The following is an 18266-nucleotide window of genomic DNA, read 5'->3' as shown; positions in this document are numbered from 1 at the left end:
CGTTATAAACTGCCCGCCGGGCGCGTACGCGCCGCTGACGTCAGCGTTCTTCCTGTTTTACGTCCGTCCAGGCTTTCCAGACGCATCTGGAAAGGTGGGAACGGCATATCAATACCGTGCTCGCGGAAGCCCGCCAGAATCAACTGGTGGATCTCATGGCGCAGCGGCATACGGTGTCCCATTTCGGCGGCGTAGATACGCAGCTCGAAAATCTGGATCCCCTGCTGTAAATCCACAAGGAAGACTTCCGGCGCCGGGTTGTCGATCACCAGCGAGCAGCGCTTAGCGGCGGTGTAGAGGATCTGGGTGACCTCTTCGCTGTTAGCGTCCGACGGCGCCGGTACCGTCAGCACCACACGGGTAACGGAGTCTGACAGCGACCAGTTGATGAACTGCTCGGTAATAAACGCCTTGTTTGGCACGATGATCTCTTTCCGATCCCAGTCGCTGATCGTCGTCGCACGGGTGTTGATCTTCGTGATGCTGCCGGTCAGATCGCGGATCGTGACGGTATCGCCAATACGGATCGGTTTTTCGAACAGAATGATCAGGCCGGAGATGAAGTTGGCGAAGATCTCCTGTAAACCAAAACCTAACCCGACGCCGAGCGCTGCCACCAGCCACTGGAGCTTCGACCACTCAATACCGATCATCGAGAAGCCAACCAGCCCGCCAAACAGCATGATCAGATATTTGGTAATGGTCGTGATCGCATAGCCCGTACCCGGCGTCAAATCCAGATGCTGCAGCAGCGCCAGCTCCAGCAGCGCCGGGAAGTTACGCACCAGCTGGGTGGTGATGATCAGCACCAGAATGGCAATCAGCACCGCCCCCAGGGTAATCGGCTCCAGGCTTTCAACGCCCTGCACCGTGGAGGTCACGTCCCACAGCGAGATGTTCTCCAGGAAGCCAAACGCGGAGTGGATCTCCGACCACAGGAAGATGACCGACAGGAGGGCAATCAGCATCAGAATAGAGCGAACCAGACGCAGGGACTGGGTACTGATGGCATCCAGATCCAGCTCGACCTCATCCGCCTCCGTCGTGCCTTCCGTACTGTTGACGTGGTTTGGCTCTTCCTCACCCCGCGCGCGCTGGGCGAGGATCTCCGCCCGGCGATGCTTGGCACGATCAAACGCCAGACGGCGGCGCTGAATCAGCATCCAGCGGCGGATCACGTGATACACCACCAGCAGCAGGAACCAGATGGCCACCGAGGTTTCCAGACGTGCCAACAGCGCCTGCGACGTCGCCAGGTAACCCACCGCGGCTGCCAACATCGCAATCAACGGTGCGCTGAGCAGCAGGTTCCAGAGCAGCCGGTTAAACATGTTGTCGCCGCTGCCGGTTTTATCCAGATAGAGCGGAATACCCGCGCGTTTCAGGCTGAGCGTGACGATGGCCAGCGCCCCGCATATCAGCATAAAGCAGAGGCGGCCCAGCGAGCCTGAGAATTCCCGGTCGTTGAGATTATCGAACATGATCAGCGCCATAATCAGCGGCACAATCAACCCGATGCTCATCAGGTAGTAACGCATGGCGCGCGCAACGCGATTACGCGGCCAGCCAAAGTGGGTGATGAACAGGCCATTGGGGCGCGCGAAGGTGGCGCAAATCATGACTACCCACAGCAGCGGCACCGTGGCGGTGACGCCATCGCCAATCGCTACTGCGAGCGGATAGGGCCAGGCTTCCCGCAGGCCATACCCCAGCGTCATCCACAGCACCGGCAGCGGAGAGGCGACAAGAATCGACCAGAATACGGTGCGTAGCGTCAGCCAGAAGTGATCCTGGGTGACTTTCCCGACCCTGGAGCTGGAACGCTCGAGGAAACGGGTGAAATGTCTGCGCGAGTAAATGCTGAAGCCCACCAGAATCAACGCCCCCAGCAGCGGGAAAATGGTCTCTTTGCTGGTGAACATCATCACGCTGGCCTGTCCCAACTGGCTGAAGGTATCCAGCGAAATCAGGCGGCGCAGGTCCTGGACAATCTCAATCGGCCACGAGAAGGTCATCGGACGCACGTCGGACGTCCAGAAGAGATAACGGTGCGTCGCCTCGTTCACCTCTTTCAGCGCATCTTCCAGCTGGCTGTTAGAAACCTTCAGCTTGGTCAGCTCCAGAATCAGCGTATCCCCGCCCTGCAGCAGAGAGTTCAGCAATTCACGCTGGGTACGCAACTGGGCTTCCAGAATACGGTTTTGCTCGCTGGTCAGCGGCTGTCCATCAGCCTGACGGATCTGGCGGATTTGCGGCTGCTTATTGAGGAGATCTTCAAAGTGCAGGCGCTGAACGCGTAGCTGGGCCATCTCGGTATCCAGCTGCTGCGGCTTTGGCATTTCCGGCAGGCGCGCGACCTGGGCGCGCAGCGCTTCGCCCAGCAGGTTTGATGACCCGAGCCACTGGGACTGCTCGCGCAGGGTGTTTAACGCCTGACGAACCTGCAAGGTTTGATTGGTCGCCTGACGCTGCTGCGAGGCAACCAGATCCATACGCTGCGCCTGCTGATTCAGCGCGGCAGAAAGCTCACGGTTGACCTTAAACTGCTGGACGATGCCGGAAGGCAGGTTATCGCTGTTTTCTGCCAGCAGTTCGGTACTTTCCAGCGCACGCTCCGCTTCACGCTGGCGCTGACTGTTGAGCTGATTGCGCAGAGCCTGAAGGTAAGCGTCCAGCTGCTCGCTCTGCTTCTGAGCGAGTTCAGAGCGCATTCGCGACAGCTCCTGGCGGTTATTGGCGGAAAGCTGCGCCAGCTCCAGCTCATCGACAAGGGCCTTCAGGCGAGCCGATTCTGCCTGCAGGCCCAGATTTTGGGCCTGCGCCTGTGGCGTGTTGCCGTTTTGCGTACCCACGCGGCGCTCAACTTCATTAAGCTGGCGACGGGCGTCGGTTTGCTGCTGCGGAAGCTGGCTGAGGGAGTCGGCAATTTCACGCGCTCGCTCCTGCTCCTGCTGAGCAAGGCGGCTCTTTTCCAGAAGCTGGCTGCTGACCTGCAGGATCTCCTGGTTCAGCGCGTCGGAGGTCATGCCTGCCGGCACATCGCGCGGTTCGTCACGCAGATTATTGAGCTGCGCGCGCAGCGTCTGGGAGAGTTTGGGGAAGTTGTCGATAACCTGCTGATACTGCTGAGCGCGCTCAAGCGAGCCTTTCCGCTCCTCAAGCGCGTTCAGGGCAGCCTGGAGCGACTCGACGGTCTCTGGCTGAGCGGGTTTGGCCGCTTTTGCCTGCTCCAGTTCCTGGGTTATCTGTTTGGCGTCGGGGGCTGTCGCTGCGTACGCCCCCATGCTGAGGCACCAGGCCATCAGTAGAACGATAATCGGGCGCACGTCAGCGATCCTTCTGTTGTTAGCCTTCGTCTTTTTTGTCGTCAACCAGCGGGCTGGCGTCGTGCTCGGCCTGGATCTCTTCCTGTGACAGCGGCGCAGGTTCTGCCTCTGGCGTCACGAAGGTTTCTGTCGAGACCGCCAGCGGCTGGCCCAGTTTGGTGACCGACAGGCTTTCGAGTTGTTCAGCCAGCTTCACTTTGCCTGGCGCAAACAGGTTGATCACGGTGGAGCCCAGCTTGAAGCGACCCATCTCCTGACCTTTCAGCAGGGCCACAGAGCCTTCCGCTTCACCGGCAGGCCAGGTCCAGCGTTTGATCACGCCTTCGCGCGGTGGGGTGATGGTGCCTGCCCAGACGGTTTCAATGCTGCCTACGATGGTTGCACCCACCAGAATCTGTGCCATAGGGCCAAATTCAGTATCAAACAGGCAGATGACGCGCTCGTTACGGGCAAACAGGTTCGGCACGTTCTGCGCGGTCAGGTGGTTCACGGAGAACAGATCGCCCGGGACGTAAATCATCTCGCGCAGGATACCGTTACACGGCATGTGCACGCGGTGGTAGTCGCGCGGTGACAGATAGGTGGTGGCAAAGGTACCGTTGCGGAACAGATCCGCCATCAGGTAGTTACCCGCCAGCAGCGCTTCCAGGCTGTAGTTATGGCCCTTCGCCTGCAGGATTTTGTCGTCTTCGATGTTACCCAACTGGCTAATGACGCCGTCTGCCGGCATCACCAGGACGTTAGGGTCGGTGTTCAGCGGGCGCACGTCGTCACGCAGCGGGCGCACGAAGAATTCGTTGAAGGTGCGGTAGCTGGCGGTGTCCGGCTTCTGCGCCTCTTTCATATCGACCTTGTAATATTTTACGAAAAGGTCGATGACCAGTTTGGTCAGCCAGCCCGCGCGTTTGCTTGCGCCCCAGCCCGCCAGGCGAGTGAGCCACAGTTTTGGCAGAATGTATTGAAGCGAAAGTTTAAATGCGTTTAACAAGGTAGCCTCCAGGCCATTGTTTTGTCGTTCCTGATCCGGCGTTAAGCCGCCGGAACCTGAAAAAAGGGGACGATTTTAGCGATGCTTAGCTTAGTTGTCAGTTATCAGAATCAGAAAAGTTTTTACGCGTTTTTACCTGATCCATGCTCTCAAGAATACGGTGGTAATTCTCGAAGCGGGTCTCCGCAATTTCGCCTTTCTCAACCGCTTCACGGATAGCGCAGCCTGGGTCGTTATCGTGTTTACAGTCGCGGTACTTGCAAGCGCCTAAATAATCATGGAATTCGACAAATCCGTTAAAGATTTGTTCCGGCTCCAGGTGCCATAAACCGAACTCTCGCACGCCCGGGGAGTCGATGACATCGCCCCCGTGCGGGAAGTGATACAGGCGTGACGCGGTGGTGGTGTGCTGGCCCAGGCCCGAGACATCAGAGACATCGTTGGTGAGGATTTCCTGCTGGAGGCCAAGCAGGTTGTTCAGCAGGCTCGATTTGCCCACGCCGGACTGGCCCGCAAAGATGCTGATGCGATCGGTAAGCGCCTCTTCCAGCGGTTTCAGGCCATCTTTGGTATAGCTGGAGACCATCAGAACGCGGTAGCCAATCTTGCGATAGATATCCATCTGCTCATTGACGAAGGCCATGCCGTCGTCGTCCAGCAGATCGATTTTGTTCAGCACGATAATCGGTTCAACCTGCAGCGTTTCGCAGGCGACGAGATATCGGTCGATAATATTGAGCGACAGTTCGGGCAAAATCGCCGATACGATAACAATCTGGTTAATGTTGGCGGCAATCGGTTTGACCCCGTCGTAGAAATCGGGACGGGTTAATACGGACGTGCGCTCATGGACCGCTTCAACGATGCCTTTTACCGTCACGCCTTCCGCCGCCTCTTTACCCGGCCGCCAGACGACGCGGTCGCCGGTCACCAGAGAACGAATGGTCCGGCGGATGTTGCAGCGGTGAATCGCACCATCGGCGGATTCCACGTCAGCGTGCATACCGAAACGGCTGATGACTACGCCTTCCGTTGGGTCGCCAAACAGGTTGTCGTCGTAATCGACCTTCTCCGCAGTGGTTTTAAGACGGCGCTGGTGATTGGCATTCACGCGGCGCTGCTGCCCTTTGGAGAGTTTATTTTTACTCAATCGCACTGGCTCCTGGTCGCCCGTAGGGGGCAAAACCTCTATGATACACTCTAATTAATACTAGTTAACCTGCTACTGCCGGTTATGCGAGAAGGGTGGAAAATAACATGAGCGCGGATGAAAACAACCTGATTTGGATCGATCTCGAAATGACCGGGCTGGATCCCGAGCGCGATCGCATTATTGAAATTGCAACCCTGGTGACGGACGCCAACCTGAATATCCTGGCGGAAGGGCCAACGATAGCGGTGCATCAGTCCGATGACCAGCTGGCGTTGATGGATGAGTGGAACGTCCGTACCCACACCGGCAGCGGTCTGGTGGAGCGGGTGAAGGCGAGCACTATGGGTGACCGTGAGGCGGAGCTGGCGACGCTTGAGTTCCTGAAACAGTGGGTTCCGGCAGGCAAATCGCCAATCTGTGGGAATAGCATCGGCCAGGATCGTCGTTTCCTGTTTAAGTACATGCCGGAGCTGGAGTCTTACTTCCACTACCGCTATCTGGACGTCAGCACGTTGAAAGAGCTGGCGCGTCGCTGGAAGCCTGAAATCCTCGACGGCTTTAAAAAACAGGGCACGCATCAGGCGATGGATGATATCCGAGAGTCCGTGGCGGAGCTTTCCTACTACCGCGAAAACTTTATTAAGCTGTGATTTTGCGATCCGGCGCCTTGCGTGGCCGGGTTTTTGTCGTTAAATTGTTCAGCTTGCCGATTAAATAAGCATTTGAACTTAATTTCGAAAAAATCGCTTTAAGGGGGGTTGCAGCTAAAAGGATTTCTCGTATAATGCGCCTCCCGTAACGACAGAGAATTACACGTTACGACAGCAACAAAAGCAGTGCAGATTTGCGGGAATAGCTCAGTTGGTAGAGCACGACCTTGCCAAGGTCGGGGTCGCGAGTTCGAGTCTCGTTTCCCGCTCCAAAATTTGAAAGTGCTTCCACAGCACAGACTGCCCAAGCGGGAATAGCTCAGTTGGTAGAGCACGACCTTGCCAAGGTCGGGGTCGCGAGTTCGAGTCTCGTTTCCCGCTCCAAAATTTGAAAGTGCTTCCACAGCACGGACCACCCAAGCGGGAATAGCTCAGTTGGTAGAGCACGACCTTGCCAAGGTCGGGGTCGCGAGTTCGAGTCTCGTTTCCCGCTCCAAATTCTTCTTCATCTCTAAAATATCCACAGCGAAAAGCATCGCTGGGGACGTTTTCTGTTGTCTCTGAAATACTCTTGTGAACAGAGTTATCCACAGAAACTGCGCTTAACCGAAACAGGGTTAAAACTTAGCATGGTGAATAATATCTTCGTAACGCACTGTATTTACAGTATAAAATTTGATTTCAAAATGTTATTGAGATCACTTGACCTCTTCTCCAGCCCAGATGGCGCTTGAGTTTGTAATTTTATTCACAGGCTGTGAATAGTTCAGGCATCCCGCGGAAGCCCTTTTTCAATCACCCTCACCAGACGCTGTTTCTTCGGTAGCTGCACCTCGACCACGCAGGCATTACGTTTCTCAATTTGCTGCGCAATCGCCCATTCTATGTGCTCATCAAGAAGTGGGTGCTCACCTCTACGGCTTTCAAGCGCCTGCACGTTCGCTTCATCCCACGGGGCATTACCCAGCGCGACGGCCACATTTCGCAGCCAGCGCAGATGCCCGATACGGCGAATGGCCGAACCTTCCGTCACCTTCAGGAACCAGGCCTCGGTCCAGGCGAACAGCTCGATGAGCGGCGGCGCATGGAGTGCCTTACGTGGGCTGAAATCCTCTTCGTCCGTAAGCTGTGAATAGCGGTTCCACGGGCAGATGAGCTGGCAATCGTCGCAGCCGTAGATGCGGTTGCCGATAAGCGGTCGGAACTCCTCTGGAATGGCCCCTTCCAGTTCGATAGTGAGGTAGGAGATACAGCGACGGGCATCAACAGTGTAAGGCTCAACGATGGCGCCGGTGGGGCAGATGGTCATACAGGCCACGCAGCGGCCACAGTCTTCCTCTACCGGGCCGTCTACCGGCAGCGGTAAATCAATCAGCAGTTCACCCAGAAAGAAGAACGATCCGGCGTCGCGGCTGAGGATTAGTGAGTGCTTACCTGTCCAGCCAAGCCCGGCTTTTTCGGCAATCGGGCGCTCAAGAATAGGCGCAGAATCGACAAAGGGTCTAAAATTCAGCGAAACACAGTGCTGCTGAATAGTTTCCCCGAGTTTTTTTAAACGGTTACGCAAAAGCTTATGGTAATCACGTCCCAGGGCGTACCGGCTGACGTAACCCAAAGAGGGATTTTTTAGCGTGCGCGCAAAGGCCGCGTTGGCGGGCAGATAGTTCATGCGCACGCTGATGACGCGTAATGTCCCCGGCAAAAGCTCGTGTGGACGGGCGCGCATCATGCCATGGCGCGCCATCCACTCCATTTCGCCGTGGTATTGTTTGTCCAGCCAGGCCTGCAGTTTCGGCTCGCTGGCGGAAAGGTCGGTATCGGTAATGCCCACCTTCTGGAAGCCAAGCTCAGCACCCCACTGTTTTATTTTTTGCGATAATTCATTGAGATCGAGGGGCTGTGACATGACGGACCATACGGTGAAGAAAAACCCCGCAAGTATACCACATTCCATCTGGCATGCGGATGACCTCCGGCGCGCCGAAAAAGAGGCCGCAGACAGTCTCGGGATTACCCTGTATGAACTGATGCTGCGCGCGGGTGAGGCGGCGTTTAACGTTGCCCGCAGCGCGTACCCGCAGGCCGCCCACTGGCTGATTCTGTGCGGTCACGGCAACAACGGCGGCGATGGCTACGTCGTCGCCCGTTTGGCGGTTGCTGCGGGTATCCGCGTGACCTTGCTGGCTCTCGAAAGTGATAAACCGCTGCCGGAAGAGGCCGGCGCGGCCCGGGAGGCGTGGCTTAACGCAGGCGGTGTGATCCATGCGCCTGATATCGTCTGGCCGGAAGAGGTGGATCTGATTGTTGACGGGCTGCTGGGCACGGGGCTGCGCAGCGCGCCTCGTGAGAACATTGCCGCACTCATTGAACACGCTAACAGACATTCCGCGCCGGTAGTCGCCCTGGATATTCCCTCTGGCCTGATTGCACAAACCGGCGCGACGCCGGGGGCGGTGATTCAGGCTGCACATACGGTGACCTTCATCGCCCTCAAGCCGGGGTTACTGACCGGCAAAGCGCGGGATGTCGTCGGCGTGCTGCACCACAGCGCGCTGGGGCTGGAGAGCTGGCTCGCCGGGCAGGAAATGCGCATCGCGCGTTTTGATGCATCGCAGCTTGCAGCGTGGCTCCCGCCTCGCCGGCCGACGTCCCATAAGGGCGATCACGGCAGGCTGGTGATTATTGGCGGCGACCATGGTACGGCAGGTGCGATTCGCATGACCGGCGAAGCGGCTTTGCGCAGCGGCGCCGGATTAGTGCGAGTACTCACTCGCATCGAAAATATTGCGCCGATCGTTACAGCCCGACCGGAGCTGATGGTGCACGAGCTTACGCCCCAGTCGCTTGAAGAGAGCCTTGAATGGGCGGATGTGGTGGTGATTGGCCCGGGGCTTGGGCAACAGGCATGGGGTAAACAGGCCCTGCAAAAGGTCGAGAATTTTCGTAAACCGATGCTGTGGGATGCTGACGCGCTTAACCTTCTGGCAATAAACCCGGATAAGCGTCACAATCGCATTCTGACGCCACACCCCGGCGAAGCCGCGCGGCTGCTTAACTGCAGCGTGGCAGAAATTGAAAGCGATCGCTTACTTTCTGCTCAGCGTCTGGTAAAACGTTACGGAGGTGTTGCTGTTTTGAAAGGGGCAGGAACCGTTGTCGCCAGTGAGGAGACGCAGGGCATTATTGATGCTGGAAATGCGGGCATGGCGAGCGGCGGCATGGGCGATGTGCTTTCCGGCATCATCGGCGCATTGCTTGGACAGAAACTTCCCCTTTATGATGCAGCCTGCGCGGGCTGCGTGGCTCACGGCGTTGCGGCGGATAAACTGGCTGCGCGTTACGGTACACGCGGTATGCTGGCCACCGATCTTTTTTGCACGCTGCGGCGTGTTGTTAACCCGGATGTGATTGACGTAGAAAATGACTAATCGAGCGATTCCTTTACCTGATGAACAAGCCACTTTAGAACTCGGCAAGCGCGTGGCGCAGGCCTGTCAGGGGGCAACCGTCATTTATCTGTATGGTGATTTAGGTGCGGGTAAAACCACCTTTAGCCGGGGTTTTTTGCAGGCGTTAGGGCATAACGGGAATGTCAAAAGCCCAACCTACACGCTGGTAGAACCGTACACCCTTGAAAATCTCATGGTGTACCACTTCGATTTATACCGCCTTGCGGATCCTGAGGAGCTGGAATTTATGGGGATCCGTGATTATTTTGCCAACGACGCCATTTGCCTGGTGGAGTGGCCGCAACAAGGTGCGGGTGTGCTGCCTGACCCGGATGTCGAAATTCACTTAGATTACCAGGCACAAGGGCGTGAGGCACGCATCAGTGCTGTTTCCTCATCAGGCAGTTCCTTACTGGCGCGACTGGCCGGTTAAGCGTAGGGATGACGGGATGATAAATCGCGTTAAAGGTTGGTTGTTGGCTGCCACCGTGCTGCTGTGCGCGCAGGCCGGGGCGGCAAACCTCTCAGATATTCAGGTATCGAACGGCGAAAGCCAGGCCCGGATCACGTTCAGCTTTATGGGCGATCCTGAATATGCGTTTTCACAGCCAGACAGCCACAGCGTGGCGCTGGATATCAAACAGACAGGCGTGATCCAGGGGCTGCCGCTGCGGTTCAGCGGCAACAACCTGGTGAAAAGTATCCGTTCGGGAACACCGCAGGATAGCCAGTCGTTACGCCTGGTGGTCGATCTGACCGAAAAGGGCATAACGAAGGCGGTGAAGCAGCAAAACGGGGCGAACTATACGGTGGTCTTTACCATCAATGCCGACGCACCGCCACCGCCTCCACCGCCGCCGGTCGTAGCGAAGCGCGTGGAAGAACCGATATATACGCCGCGTCCTTCTGAACCTGCGCGTAATCCGTTTAAATCGCAGAACGATCGCATTACTGCTGCAACCAGCAGCAATACGGTGACGCGTCCGGCGGCCAGCGCGCGACGCGCGACGGCCAGCGGTGACAAAGTGATTATCGCCATTGATGCGGGTCACGGCGGGGAAGATCCGGGGGCGATTGGCCCTGGCGGCACGCGAGAAAAAAACGTGACGATCGCTATCGCGCGTAAACTGCGTTCGCTACTCAATGACGACCCTATGTTTAAAGGCGTGTTGACCCGCGACGGGGATTACTTTATCTCCGTAATGGGACGCTCGGATGTGGCGCGTAAGCAAAACGCGAATTTCCTGGTCTCCATTCATGCGGACGCCGCACCGAATCGTAGCGCCACCGGCGCCTCGGTTTGGGTGCTGTCAAACCGTCGCGCCAACAGCGAAATGGCCAACTGGCTGGAAGAGCATGAGAAGCAGTCTGAACTGTTAGGCGGCGCGGGCGACGTGCTGGCGAACAGCCAGTCCGATCCGTACCTCAGCCAGGCGGTGCTGGATTTACAGTTCGGTCATTCTCAGCGCGTCGGGTATGATGTCGCCACTAACGTATTGAACCAGCTGCAAAGCGTTGGCGTGCTGCATAAGCGTCGTCCGGAACATGCCAGCCTCGGCGTTCTGCGCTCGCCGGATATTCCGTCCATCCTTGTAGAGACGGGCTTTATCAGTAACAACGGTGAAGAGCGTCTGCTGGGAAGCGACAGCTACCAGCAGCAAATTGCCGAAGCGATTTATAACGGTCTGCGTAAATACTTTGATGCCCATCCGCTGCAGTCTGCGCCACAGAGTGGTGCTGGCCAGACGGCCAGCGCAGCGCTGCCGGGTGAGATGACCGCGACCAACTAAGGAGAATTCATGCCGATTCAGGTTCTACCGCCGCAGCTCGCGAACCAAATCGCCGCCGGTGAGGTGGTGGAACGCCCTGCGTCGGTGGTGAAGGAGCTGGTGGAAAACAGCCTCGATGCGGGCGCAACCCGCATCGATATTGATATCGAACGCGGTGGCGCGAAGCTTATTCGCATTCGCGACAACGGCTGTGGCATTAAAAAAGACGAGCTCGCGCTGGCGCTGGCCCGTCACGCCACCAGTAAAATTGCCTCTCTGGATGACCTGGAGGCGATTATTAGCCTCGGTTTTCGCGGTGAAGCGCTGGCCAGTATCAGCTCGGTTTCGCGCTTAACGCTGACCTCCCGTACCGCCGAACAGCAGGAAGCCTGGCAGGCTTACGCCGAAGGGCGCGATATGGATGTGACGGTGAAACCCGCAGCGCACCCTGTCGGCACGACGCTTGAAGTATTAGATCTCTTCTACAACACCCCCGCCCGACGCAAGTTTATGCGTACCGAGAAGACCGAGTTCGGCCATATCGACGAGATCATCCGGCGTATCGCACTGGCGCGATTCGATGTCACCATCAACCTCAGCCACAACGGCAAGGTGATGCGCCAGTATCGCGCTGTGGCAGAAGGTGGACAGAAAGAGCGTCGTTTGGGGGCGATCTGCGGTACGCCGTTCCTGGAACAGGCTCTGGCCATTGAGTGGCAGCACGGCGATCTGGCTTTACGAGGCTGGGTTGCCGATCCAAACGCGAGCAGTGCTGCGTTTGCGGAGATCCAGTATTGCTACGTCAACGGCCGCATGATGCGCGACCGTCTCATCAATCACGCGATTCGCCAGGCTTGCGAAGACAAACTGGGTGCCGATCAGCAGCCTGCTTTCGTCCTTTATCTGGACATCGACCCCCATCAGGTGGATGTGAATGTCCATCCCGCCAAGCATGAGGTGCGGTTCCACCAGTCACGTCTGGTTCACGACTTCATTTATCAGGGCGTGGCCACCGTGTTGCAGCAGCAGGCAGAGCCAACGCTGCCGCTGGAGAACGACGCTCCTGTACCGCGTCCGCTGCCCGAAAACCGTGTGGCGGCAGGGCGCAACCATTTTGCGGAGCCTGCCGTCGCGCGTGAACCGGAAGCCTCGCGTTACTCCCCGGCTGGTAGCGCGCCGCGTCCAACGGGCGCGAACTATCCGAATGCCCAGCCTGGCTATCAGAAGCAGCAGGGCGCGTTGTACCGCAAGCTGCTGGAAACGCCAGCCGTGGAACGTAAAGAGCACATTCCGGCCGCTCAGCCTTCTCTGGACGGCCATAGCCAGAGTTTTGGCCGGGTGCTGACGATTATCGCGCCGGATATGGCACTGCTTGAGCGTGACGGCAAATTGATGCTTCTGGCACTGCCGGTCGCCGAACGCTGGCTTAAGCAGGTGCAGCTCACGCCTGGCGAAAATGCCGCCTGCGCGCAGCCGTTGTTAATTCCGGTTCGCCTGAAAATATCCCCTGATGAAACAAGGGTATTGCAGCGCGCCGAGTCGCAGCTGGCGCAGATGGGTATTGAAACTGTGCTCGAACCACAACATGTGACAATTCGTGCAGTGCCTTTACCCTTACGCCAACAAAATTTACAAAACTTGATTCCTGAACTGATAGGCTACCTGGCGCAGCAAACAGCGTTTAATGCCGCCAACACCGCGCAGTGGATCGCCCGCCATCTGGCAAGCGAACACACGCCGTGGAGTATGGCGCAGGCCATTAGCGTGCTGGCGGAGGTGGAACGCCTCTGTCCGCATCTGGTGAAAACGCCGCCGGGTGGGTTATTACAACCTGTTGATTTACAAACGGCGATGAACGCCCTGAAACATGATTGACGCAAGTAAGGCGAGCCTGCCTAAGGCAATTTTTTTAATGGGCCCAACGGCCTCCGGCAAAACGGCGCTCGCCATTGAGTTGCGTAAAGTTTTGCCTGTAGAGTTGATTAGCGTCGACTCCGCCCTCATCTACCGGGGGATGGACATCGGCACGGCGAAGCCTGACGCAGAAGAGCTGCGTGCGGCACCGCACCGTTTGCTGGATATTCTCGACCCGGCTCAGGCGTACTCCGCAGCGGATTTCCGCCGGGATGCCTTAGCCGAGATGGCCGAGATAACGGCGGCGGGACGTATACCGCTGTTGGTTGGCGGAACCATGCTCTATTTCAAGGCGTTGCTGGAGGGGTTGTCACCCCTGCCATCCGCGGATCCGGAAATAAGAGCGAAAATTGAGCAGCAGGCGGCAGAGCAGGGTTGGGACGTTTTGCATCAGCAACTGGCGGAAATTGACCCGGTTGCCGCAGCACGGATCCATCCAAATGATCCGCAAAGGCTTTCCCGGGCACTGGAAGTTTTTTTCATTTCGGGTAAAACTTTAACGGAACTGACGCAAACGTCAGGAGACGCTCTGCCGTATCAGGTGCATCAGTTCGCCATCGCCCCGGCGAGCCGTGAACTGCTCCATCAGCGAATTGAGCAGCGTTTTCATCAGATGTTAGCTTCAGATTTTGAAGCAGAAGTGCGGGCGTTATTTGCCCGTGGAGATTTGCATACGGACATGCCTTCCATTCGTTGTGTGGGATACCGCCAGATGTGGTCGTATCTTGAAGGTGAGATTTCATACGATGAAATGGTTTATAGAGGTGTTTGCGCCACGAGACAGTTAGCGAAGCGCCAGATCACCTGGTTGCGCGGTTGGGACGGCGTTCACTGGCTAGACAGTGAAAAACCGCAACAGGCGTTAAACGACGTGATTGAGGTTGTTGGTGATATCGCTCACTGAATGTGTACAATTGAGACGTATCGTGCGCAATTTTTCAGAATCGCAAGGTTCTAAGTACAAAACAAGCATATAAGGAAAAGATAGAATGGCTAAGGGGCAATCTTTACAAGATCCGTTCCTGAACGCATTGCGTCGGGAACGTGTTCCAGTTTCTATTTATTTGGTGAATGGTATTAAGCTGCAAGGTCAGATTGAGTCTTTCGATCAGTTTGTGATTCTGTTGAAAAACACGGTCAGTCAGATGGTCTACAAGCACGCTATTTCTACTGTTGTTCCGTCCCGTCCGGTATCTCATCACAGCAATAACGCTGGCGGCGGCACTGGTAGTAACTACCATCATGGCAGCAGCGCGCAGGGCTCTTCAACGCCGGCGCAGGACAGCGACGAAACCGAATAAGGTTTCGCACTGTTATCCACACGGGGAGCCAGGGATCCTGCGTTCCCCGCTGATCTTTTTAGAGAGGTTTACGCTTGTTTGACCGTTATGATGCCGGTGAGCAGGCGGTGCTGGTACACATCTATTTTTCGCAAGACAAAGATATGGAAGACCTCCAGGAGTTTGAATCTCTGGTCTCTTCCGCCGGTGTCGAAGCAATGCAGGTGATTACCGGTAGCCGTAAAGCGCCGCACCCAAAGTATTTTGTTGGTGAAGGTAAAGCAGTCGAAATTGCGGATGCCGTAAAAGCAACCGGCGCGTCAGTCGTGTTGTTTGATCATGCGCTGTCTCCAGCCCAGGAGCGCAACCTGGAAGCCCTTTGCGAATGCCGTGTTATCGATCGCACGGGTTTGATTTTAGATATTTTTGCTCAGCGTGCACGTACCCACGAAGGGAAACTGCAGGTTGAGCTGGCGCAGCTGCGCCATCTGGCAACGCGTCTGGTGCGTGGCTGGACACACCTTGAAAGACAAAAAGGCGGGATTGGTTTGCGCGGCCCGGGTGAAACCCAGCTCGAAACCGACCGTCGTTTGCTGCGTGGCCGAATTACCCAGATCCTCTCACGTCTGGAACGTGTAGAGAAACAGCGTGAACAGGGACGTCGGGCGCGAACGAAAGCCGACATCCCGACGGTGTCGCTGGTGGGCTATACCAACGCCGGTAAATCCACCCTGTTTAACCAGATAACCGAGGCCCAGGTGTATGCCGCAGACCAGCTGTTTGCGACCCTGGACCCTACGCTGCGCCGTATTGACGTTGCAGACGTCGGTGAAACGGTGCTGGCGGATACCGTAGGGTTTATCCGCCATCTGCCGCATGACCTGGTGGCGGCGTTTAAAGCCACCCTGCAGGAGACGCGACAGGCGACTCTGCTGCTGCACGTGATTGATGCGGCAGACGTGCGCGTGCAGGAGAACATCGACGCGGTAAACGTGGTGCTCGAAGAGATCGACGCCCATGAGATCCCAACGCTGTTGGTCATGAATAAGATCGATATGCTGGACGATTTCGAACCGCGTATCGACAGAGATGAAGAGAACAAACCGATTCGGGTCTGGCTTTCTGCCCAGACCGGTATTGGTGTGCCACTGCTTTTCCAGGCTTTGACAGAACGTCTTTCCGGTGAGGTAGCTCAGCACACGCTGCGACTGCCGCCACAGGAAGGCAGGCTGCGCAGCCGGTTTTATCAGCTTCAGGCGATAGAAAAAGAGTGGATGGAGGATGACGGCAGCGTGGGGATGCAGGTGCGTATGCCGATCGTTGACTGGCGTCGCCTCTGTAAACAAGAACCTGCGCTGGTCGACTATATCGTCTGATCAGAAAGGGGATGCCTGAATAATTCGCCCTTGCATAACAAATATGGAGCATATACATGGCGTGGAATCAGCCCGGTAATAACGGACAAGACCGCGACCCGTGGGGAAGCAGCAAACCTGGCGGCAACTCTGAGGGAAATGGCAACAAAGGTGGTCGCGAGCAGGGGCCGCCGGATCTGGATGATATCTTCCGCAAGCTGAGCAAGAAGCTTGGTGGCCTTGGCGGAGGAAAAGGTTCTGGCTCGGGTGGCAATTCCACTCAGAGTTCGCGCCCGCCAATGGGTGGCCGCGTAGTGGGCATCGTGGCCGCTGCGGTGGTCATCATCTGGGCAGCCAGCGGATTCTACACCATTAAAGAAGCAGAGCGCGGCGTGGTCACCCGTTTCGGCAAGTTCAGCCATCTGGTTGAGCCGGGTCTGAACTGGAAGCCGACCTTCATTGACGACGTGACCGCGGTAAACGTGGAATCCGTCCGTGAACTGGCCGCCTCTGGCGTGATGCTGACCTCTGACGAAAACGTGGTGCGCGTTGAGATGAACGTGCAGTACCGCGTGACCGATCCTGAGCGTTATCTGTTTAGCGTGACCAGCGCCGATGACAGCCTGCGTCAGGCGACCGACAGCGCCCTGCGCGGTGTGATCGGTAAATACACCATGGACCGTATCCTGACCGAAGGTCGTACCGTTATTCGTAGCGATACCCAGCGCGAGCTGGAAGAGACCATTCGTCCGTACAACATGGGTATCACCCTGCTGGACGTCAACTTCCAGGCTGCGCGTCCGCCGGAAGAGGTGAAAGCCGCATTTGACGATGCGATTGCTGCCCGTGAAAACGAACAGCAGTACATCCGTGAAGCAGAAGCGTACACCAACGAAGTTCAGCCACGCGCTAACGGTCAGGCGCAGCGTATTCTGGAAGAAGCGCGCGCGTATAAGACCCAGACCATCCTGGAAGCTCAGGGTGAAGTGGCTCGCTTTGCGAAGATCCTGCCGGAATATAAAGCGGCGCCGGAAATTACCCGTGAGCGTCTCTATATCGAGACCATGGAAAAAGTGCTGAGCCACACCCGCAAAGTGTTGGTTAACGACAATAAAGGCGGAAACCTGATGGTTCTGCCGCTGGATCAGATGCTGAAAGGCAGTTCTGCGCCAGCAGCGAAAGGCGACACCAGCGGCGCGAACAACCTGCTGCGTCTGCCGCCAGCCTCAACAGGCAGCGCCAGCACGAACACAACGCCTTCTTCGAACGATGGTGACATTATGGACCAACGCCGTGCTAACGCGCAGCGTAACGACTACCAGCGTCAGGGGGAATAAGGATGCGTAAGTCAGTTATTGCGATCATCGTCATCGTACTGGTCGTGCTTTATACCTCGATCTTTGTGGTGAAAGAAGGCGAGCGTGGGATCAAGTTCCAGTTCAGCAGCGTCGTGCGTGATGGCGACAAACGCCCGGTAATTTACGAGCCGGGCCTGCACTTCAAGGTGCCGTTCATTCAGTCAGTGAAAACGCTTGATGCGCGTATCCAGACCATGGATAACCAGGCTGACCGTTTCGTGACCAAAGAGAAGAAAGACCTGATCGTTGATTCCTATATCAAATGGCGTATCAGCGATTTCAGCCGTTACTTCCTGGCAACGGGCGGCGGTGACGTTTCTCAGGCAGAAGTGCTGCTGAAGCGTAAGTTCTCTGACCGTCTGCGTTCCGAGATTGGTCGTTTGGATGTGAAAGACATCGTGACCGACTCCCGTGGTCGTCTGACCCTGGAAGTTCGCGATGCCCTGAACTCCGGTACCGCGGGCACGGAAGACGAAGTTTCAACCCCGGCAGCAGATGATGCGATTGCCAAAGCGGCTGAACGCGTTCAGGCGGAGACCAACGGTAAAGTGCCGGTGATCAACCCGAACAGTATGGCTGCGCTGGGTATCGAAGTGGTTGACGTGCGTATCAAGCAGATCAACTTGCCAGCAGAAGTGTCTGAGGCGATTTACAACCGTATGCGCGCCGAGCGTGAAGCGGTAGCCCGTCGTCACCGTTCACAGGGCCAGGAAGAGGCTGAGAAGCTGCGTGCAGCAGCGGATTACGAAGTCACCAAGACGCTGGCGGAATCAGAGCGCCAGGGCCGTATCCTGCGCGGTGAAGGTGATGCCGAAGCGGCGAAGCTGTTCGCTGATGCTTTCAGCCAGGATCCTGACTTCTACGCCTTTATCCGTAGCCTGCGTGCTTACGAGAATAGCTTCCAGAGCAACCAGGATGTGATGGTGCTCAGCCCGGACAGCGATTTCTTCCGTTATATGAAGACGCCGACTAACGCAACGCGATAAACTCAGGCTCGTTTGAGTATTCAAACCACCGCTCTTAA

Annotated in this window: 14 protein-coding genes and 3 tRNA genes; 13 read left to right on the top strand and 4 right to left on the bottom strand. The window is 56.8% G+C overall.

The features are described from left to right. Window positions 1-2: 2 nt before the first annotated feature. The 3 genes from mscM to rsgA form a co-directional block, all read right to left on the bottom strand. Window positions 3-3326, bottom strand: coding sequence for a miniconductance mechanosensitive channel MscM (gene mscM / locus AC0TNG_RS15410; RefSeq protein ID WP_473712554.1), 3324 nt, complete (start codon window positions 3324-3326; stop codon window positions 3-5). Window positions 3327-3345: 19 nt separating this feature from the next. Further along, window positions 3346-4314 (bottom strand): archaetidylserine decarboxylase, encoded by a 969-nt coding sequence (gene asd, locus AC0TNG_RS15405; protein WP_024907342.1) that lies wholly within the window; start codon window positions 4312-4314, stop codon window positions 3346-3348. 97 nt (window positions 4315-4411) lie between these two features. Then, on the bottom strand, window positions 4412-5464 hold the full coding sequence (gene rsgA / locus AC0TNG_RS15400) for a small ribosomal subunit biogenesis GTPase RsgA (protein WP_008502927.1): 1053 nt from the start codon (window positions 5462-5464) through the stop codon (window positions 4412-4414). Window positions 5465-5571: 107 nt separating this feature from the next. On the opposite strand from rsgA, the gene orn reads away from it, so the two are divergent. The 4 genes from orn to AC0TNG_RS15380 all read left to right on the top strand — a co-directional run bounded on the left by orn (window position 5572) and on the right by AC0TNG_RS15380 (window position 6613). Then, window positions 5572-6117, top strand: coding sequence for an oligoribonuclease (orn, locus tag AC0TNG_RS15395; RefSeq protein ID WP_008502926.1), 546 nt, complete (start codon window positions 5572-5574; stop codon window positions 6115-6117). A 196-nt stretch (window positions 6118-6313) separates the two neighbouring features. Next, window positions 6314-6389 (top strand) — tRNA-Gly (locus AC0TNG_RS15390). Window positions 6390-6425: 36 nt separating this feature from the next. After that, window positions 6426-6501, top strand: a tRNA-Gly gene (locus AC0TNG_RS15385). A 36-nt stretch (window positions 6502-6537) separates the two neighbouring features. Continuing rightward, window positions 6538-6613, top strand: a tRNA-Gly gene (locus AC0TNG_RS15380). 270 nt (window positions 6614-6883) lie between these two features. On the opposite strand, the gene queG is transcribed toward AC0TNG_RS15380, so the two are convergent. Then, on the bottom strand, window positions 6884-8023 hold the full coding sequence (gene queG / locus AC0TNG_RS15375; RefSeq protein WP_473712555.1) for a tRNA epoxyqueuosine(34) reductase QueG: 1140 nt from the start codon (window positions 8021-8023) through the stop codon (window positions 6884-6886). Between queG and nnr the strand changes: the two genes are divergently transcribed. The 9 genes from nnr (at window position 8022) to hflC (ending at window position 18228) form a co-directional block, all read left to right on the top strand. Beyond that, window positions 8022-9545 (top strand): bifunctional ADP-dependent NAD(P)H-hydrate dehydratase/NAD(P)H-hydrate epimerase, encoded by a 1524-nt coding sequence (nnr, locus tag AC0TNG_RS15370; RefSeq protein ID WP_407859352.1) that lies wholly within the window; start codon window positions 8022-8024, stop codon window positions 9543-9545. The genes queG and nnr overlap by 2 nt on opposite strands. After that, window positions 9538-9999: a tRNA (adenosine(37)-N6)-threonylcarbamoyltransferase complex ATPase subunit type 1 TsaE gene (gene tsaE, locus AC0TNG_RS15365; protein ID WP_013095283.1), complete on the top strand. Its 462-nt coding sequence runs from the start codon at window positions 9538-9540 to the stop codon at window positions 9997-9999. The genes nnr and tsaE overlap by 8 nt, the downstream gene beginning before the upstream one ends. 16 nt (window positions 10000-10015) lie before the next feature. Beyond that, a complete protein-coding gene (gene amiB / locus AC0TNG_RS15360) occupies window positions 10016-11356 on the top strand; it encodes an N-acetylmuramoyl-L-alanine amidase AmiB (protein ID WP_157188502.1) in 1341 nt (446 codons plus the stop codon). Between the two features lie 9 nt (window positions 11357-11365). After that, window positions 11366-13210, top strand: coding sequence for a DNA mismatch repair endonuclease MutL (gene mutL, locus AC0TNG_RS15355; protein WP_473712556.1), 1845 nt, complete (start codon window positions 11366-11368; stop codon window positions 13208-13210). Then, window positions 13203-14153 carry a tRNA (adenosine(37)-N6)-dimethylallyltransferase MiaA gene (gene miaA / locus AC0TNG_RS15350; protein WP_417927953.1) on the top strand — a complete coding sequence of 317 codons (951 nt, stop codon included), beginning with the start codon at window positions 13203-13205 and terminating at the stop codon, window positions 14151-14153. Before mutL ends, miaA begins: the two co-directional genes overlap by 8 nt. Window positions 14154-14238: 85 nt before the next feature. Continuing rightward, window positions 14239-14550, top strand: coding sequence for an RNA chaperone Hfq (hfq, locus tag AC0TNG_RS15345; protein WP_023334248.1), 312 nt, complete (start codon window positions 14239-14241; stop codon window positions 14548-14550). Window positions 14551-14624: 74 nt separating this feature from the next. Beyond that, window positions 14625-15905 (top strand): ribosome rescue GTPase HflX, encoded by a 1281-nt coding sequence (hflX, locus tag AC0TNG_RS15340; RefSeq protein WP_023310136.1) that lies wholly within the window; start codon window positions 14625-14627, stop codon window positions 15903-15905. Between the two features lie 56 nt (window positions 15906-15961). Next, window positions 15962-17221, top strand: a complete 1260-nt coding sequence (hflK, locus tag AC0TNG_RS15335; protein WP_024907334.1) for an FtsH protease activity modulator HflK — start codon at window positions 15962-15964, stop codon at window positions 17219-17221. Window positions 17222-17223: 2 nt separating this feature from the next. Continuing rightward, window positions 17224-18228, top strand: coding sequence for a protease modulator HflC (hflC, locus tag AC0TNG_RS15330; RefSeq protein ID WP_024907333.1), 1005 nt, complete (start codon window positions 17224-17226; stop codon window positions 18226-18228). The last annotated feature ends 38 nt before the right edge of the window (window positions 18229-18266 follow it).

This window comes from Enterobacter sp. PL_is514 (genome assembly GCF_055816715.1).
Note: the sequence above shows the minus strand (reverse complement) of the source record. Positions and strands in the feature narration are given on the sequence as shown.

What these genes read in the sequence shown, in the direction of transcription:
- queG (WP_473712555.1), bottom strand. Translation starts at nt 8,023, where the DNA reads ATGTCACAGCCCCTCGATCTCAATGAATTATCGCAAAAAATAAAACAG.
- miaA (WP_417927953.1), top strand. Translation starts at nt 13,203, where the DNA reads ATGATTGACGCAAGTAAGGCGAGCCTGCCTAAGGCAATTTTTTTAATG.
- hfq (WP_023334248.1), top strand. Translation starts at nt 14,239, where the DNA reads ATGGCTAAGGGGCAATCTTTACAAGATCCGTTCCTGAACGCATTGCGT.
- mutL (WP_473712556.1), top strand. Translation starts at nt 11,366, where the DNA reads ATGCCGATTCAGGTTCTACCGCCGCAGCTCGCGAACCAAATCGCCGCC.
- nnr (WP_407859352.1), top strand. Translation starts at nt 8,022, where the DNA reads ATGACGGACCATACGGTGAAGAAAAACCCCGCAAGTATACCACATTCC.
- hflC (WP_024907333.1), top strand. Translation starts at nt 17,224, where the DNA reads ATGCGTAAGTCAGTTATTGCGATCATCGTCATCGTACTGGTCGTGCTT.
- hflK (WP_024907334.1), top strand. Translation starts at nt 15,962, where the DNA reads ATGGCGTGGAATCAGCCCGGTAATAACGGACAAGACCGCGACCCGTGG.
- orn (WP_008502926.1), top strand. Translation starts at nt 5,572, where the DNA reads ATGAGCGCGGATGAAAACAACCTGATTTGGATCGATCTCGAAATGACC.
- tsaE (WP_013095283.1), top strand. Translation starts at nt 9,538, where the DNA reads ATGACTAATCGAGCGATTCCTTTACCTGATGAACAAGCCACTTTAGAA.
- amiB (WP_157188502.1), top strand. Translation starts at nt 10,016, where the DNA reads ATGATAAATCGCGTTAAAGGTTGGTTGTTGGCTGCCACCGTGCTGCTG.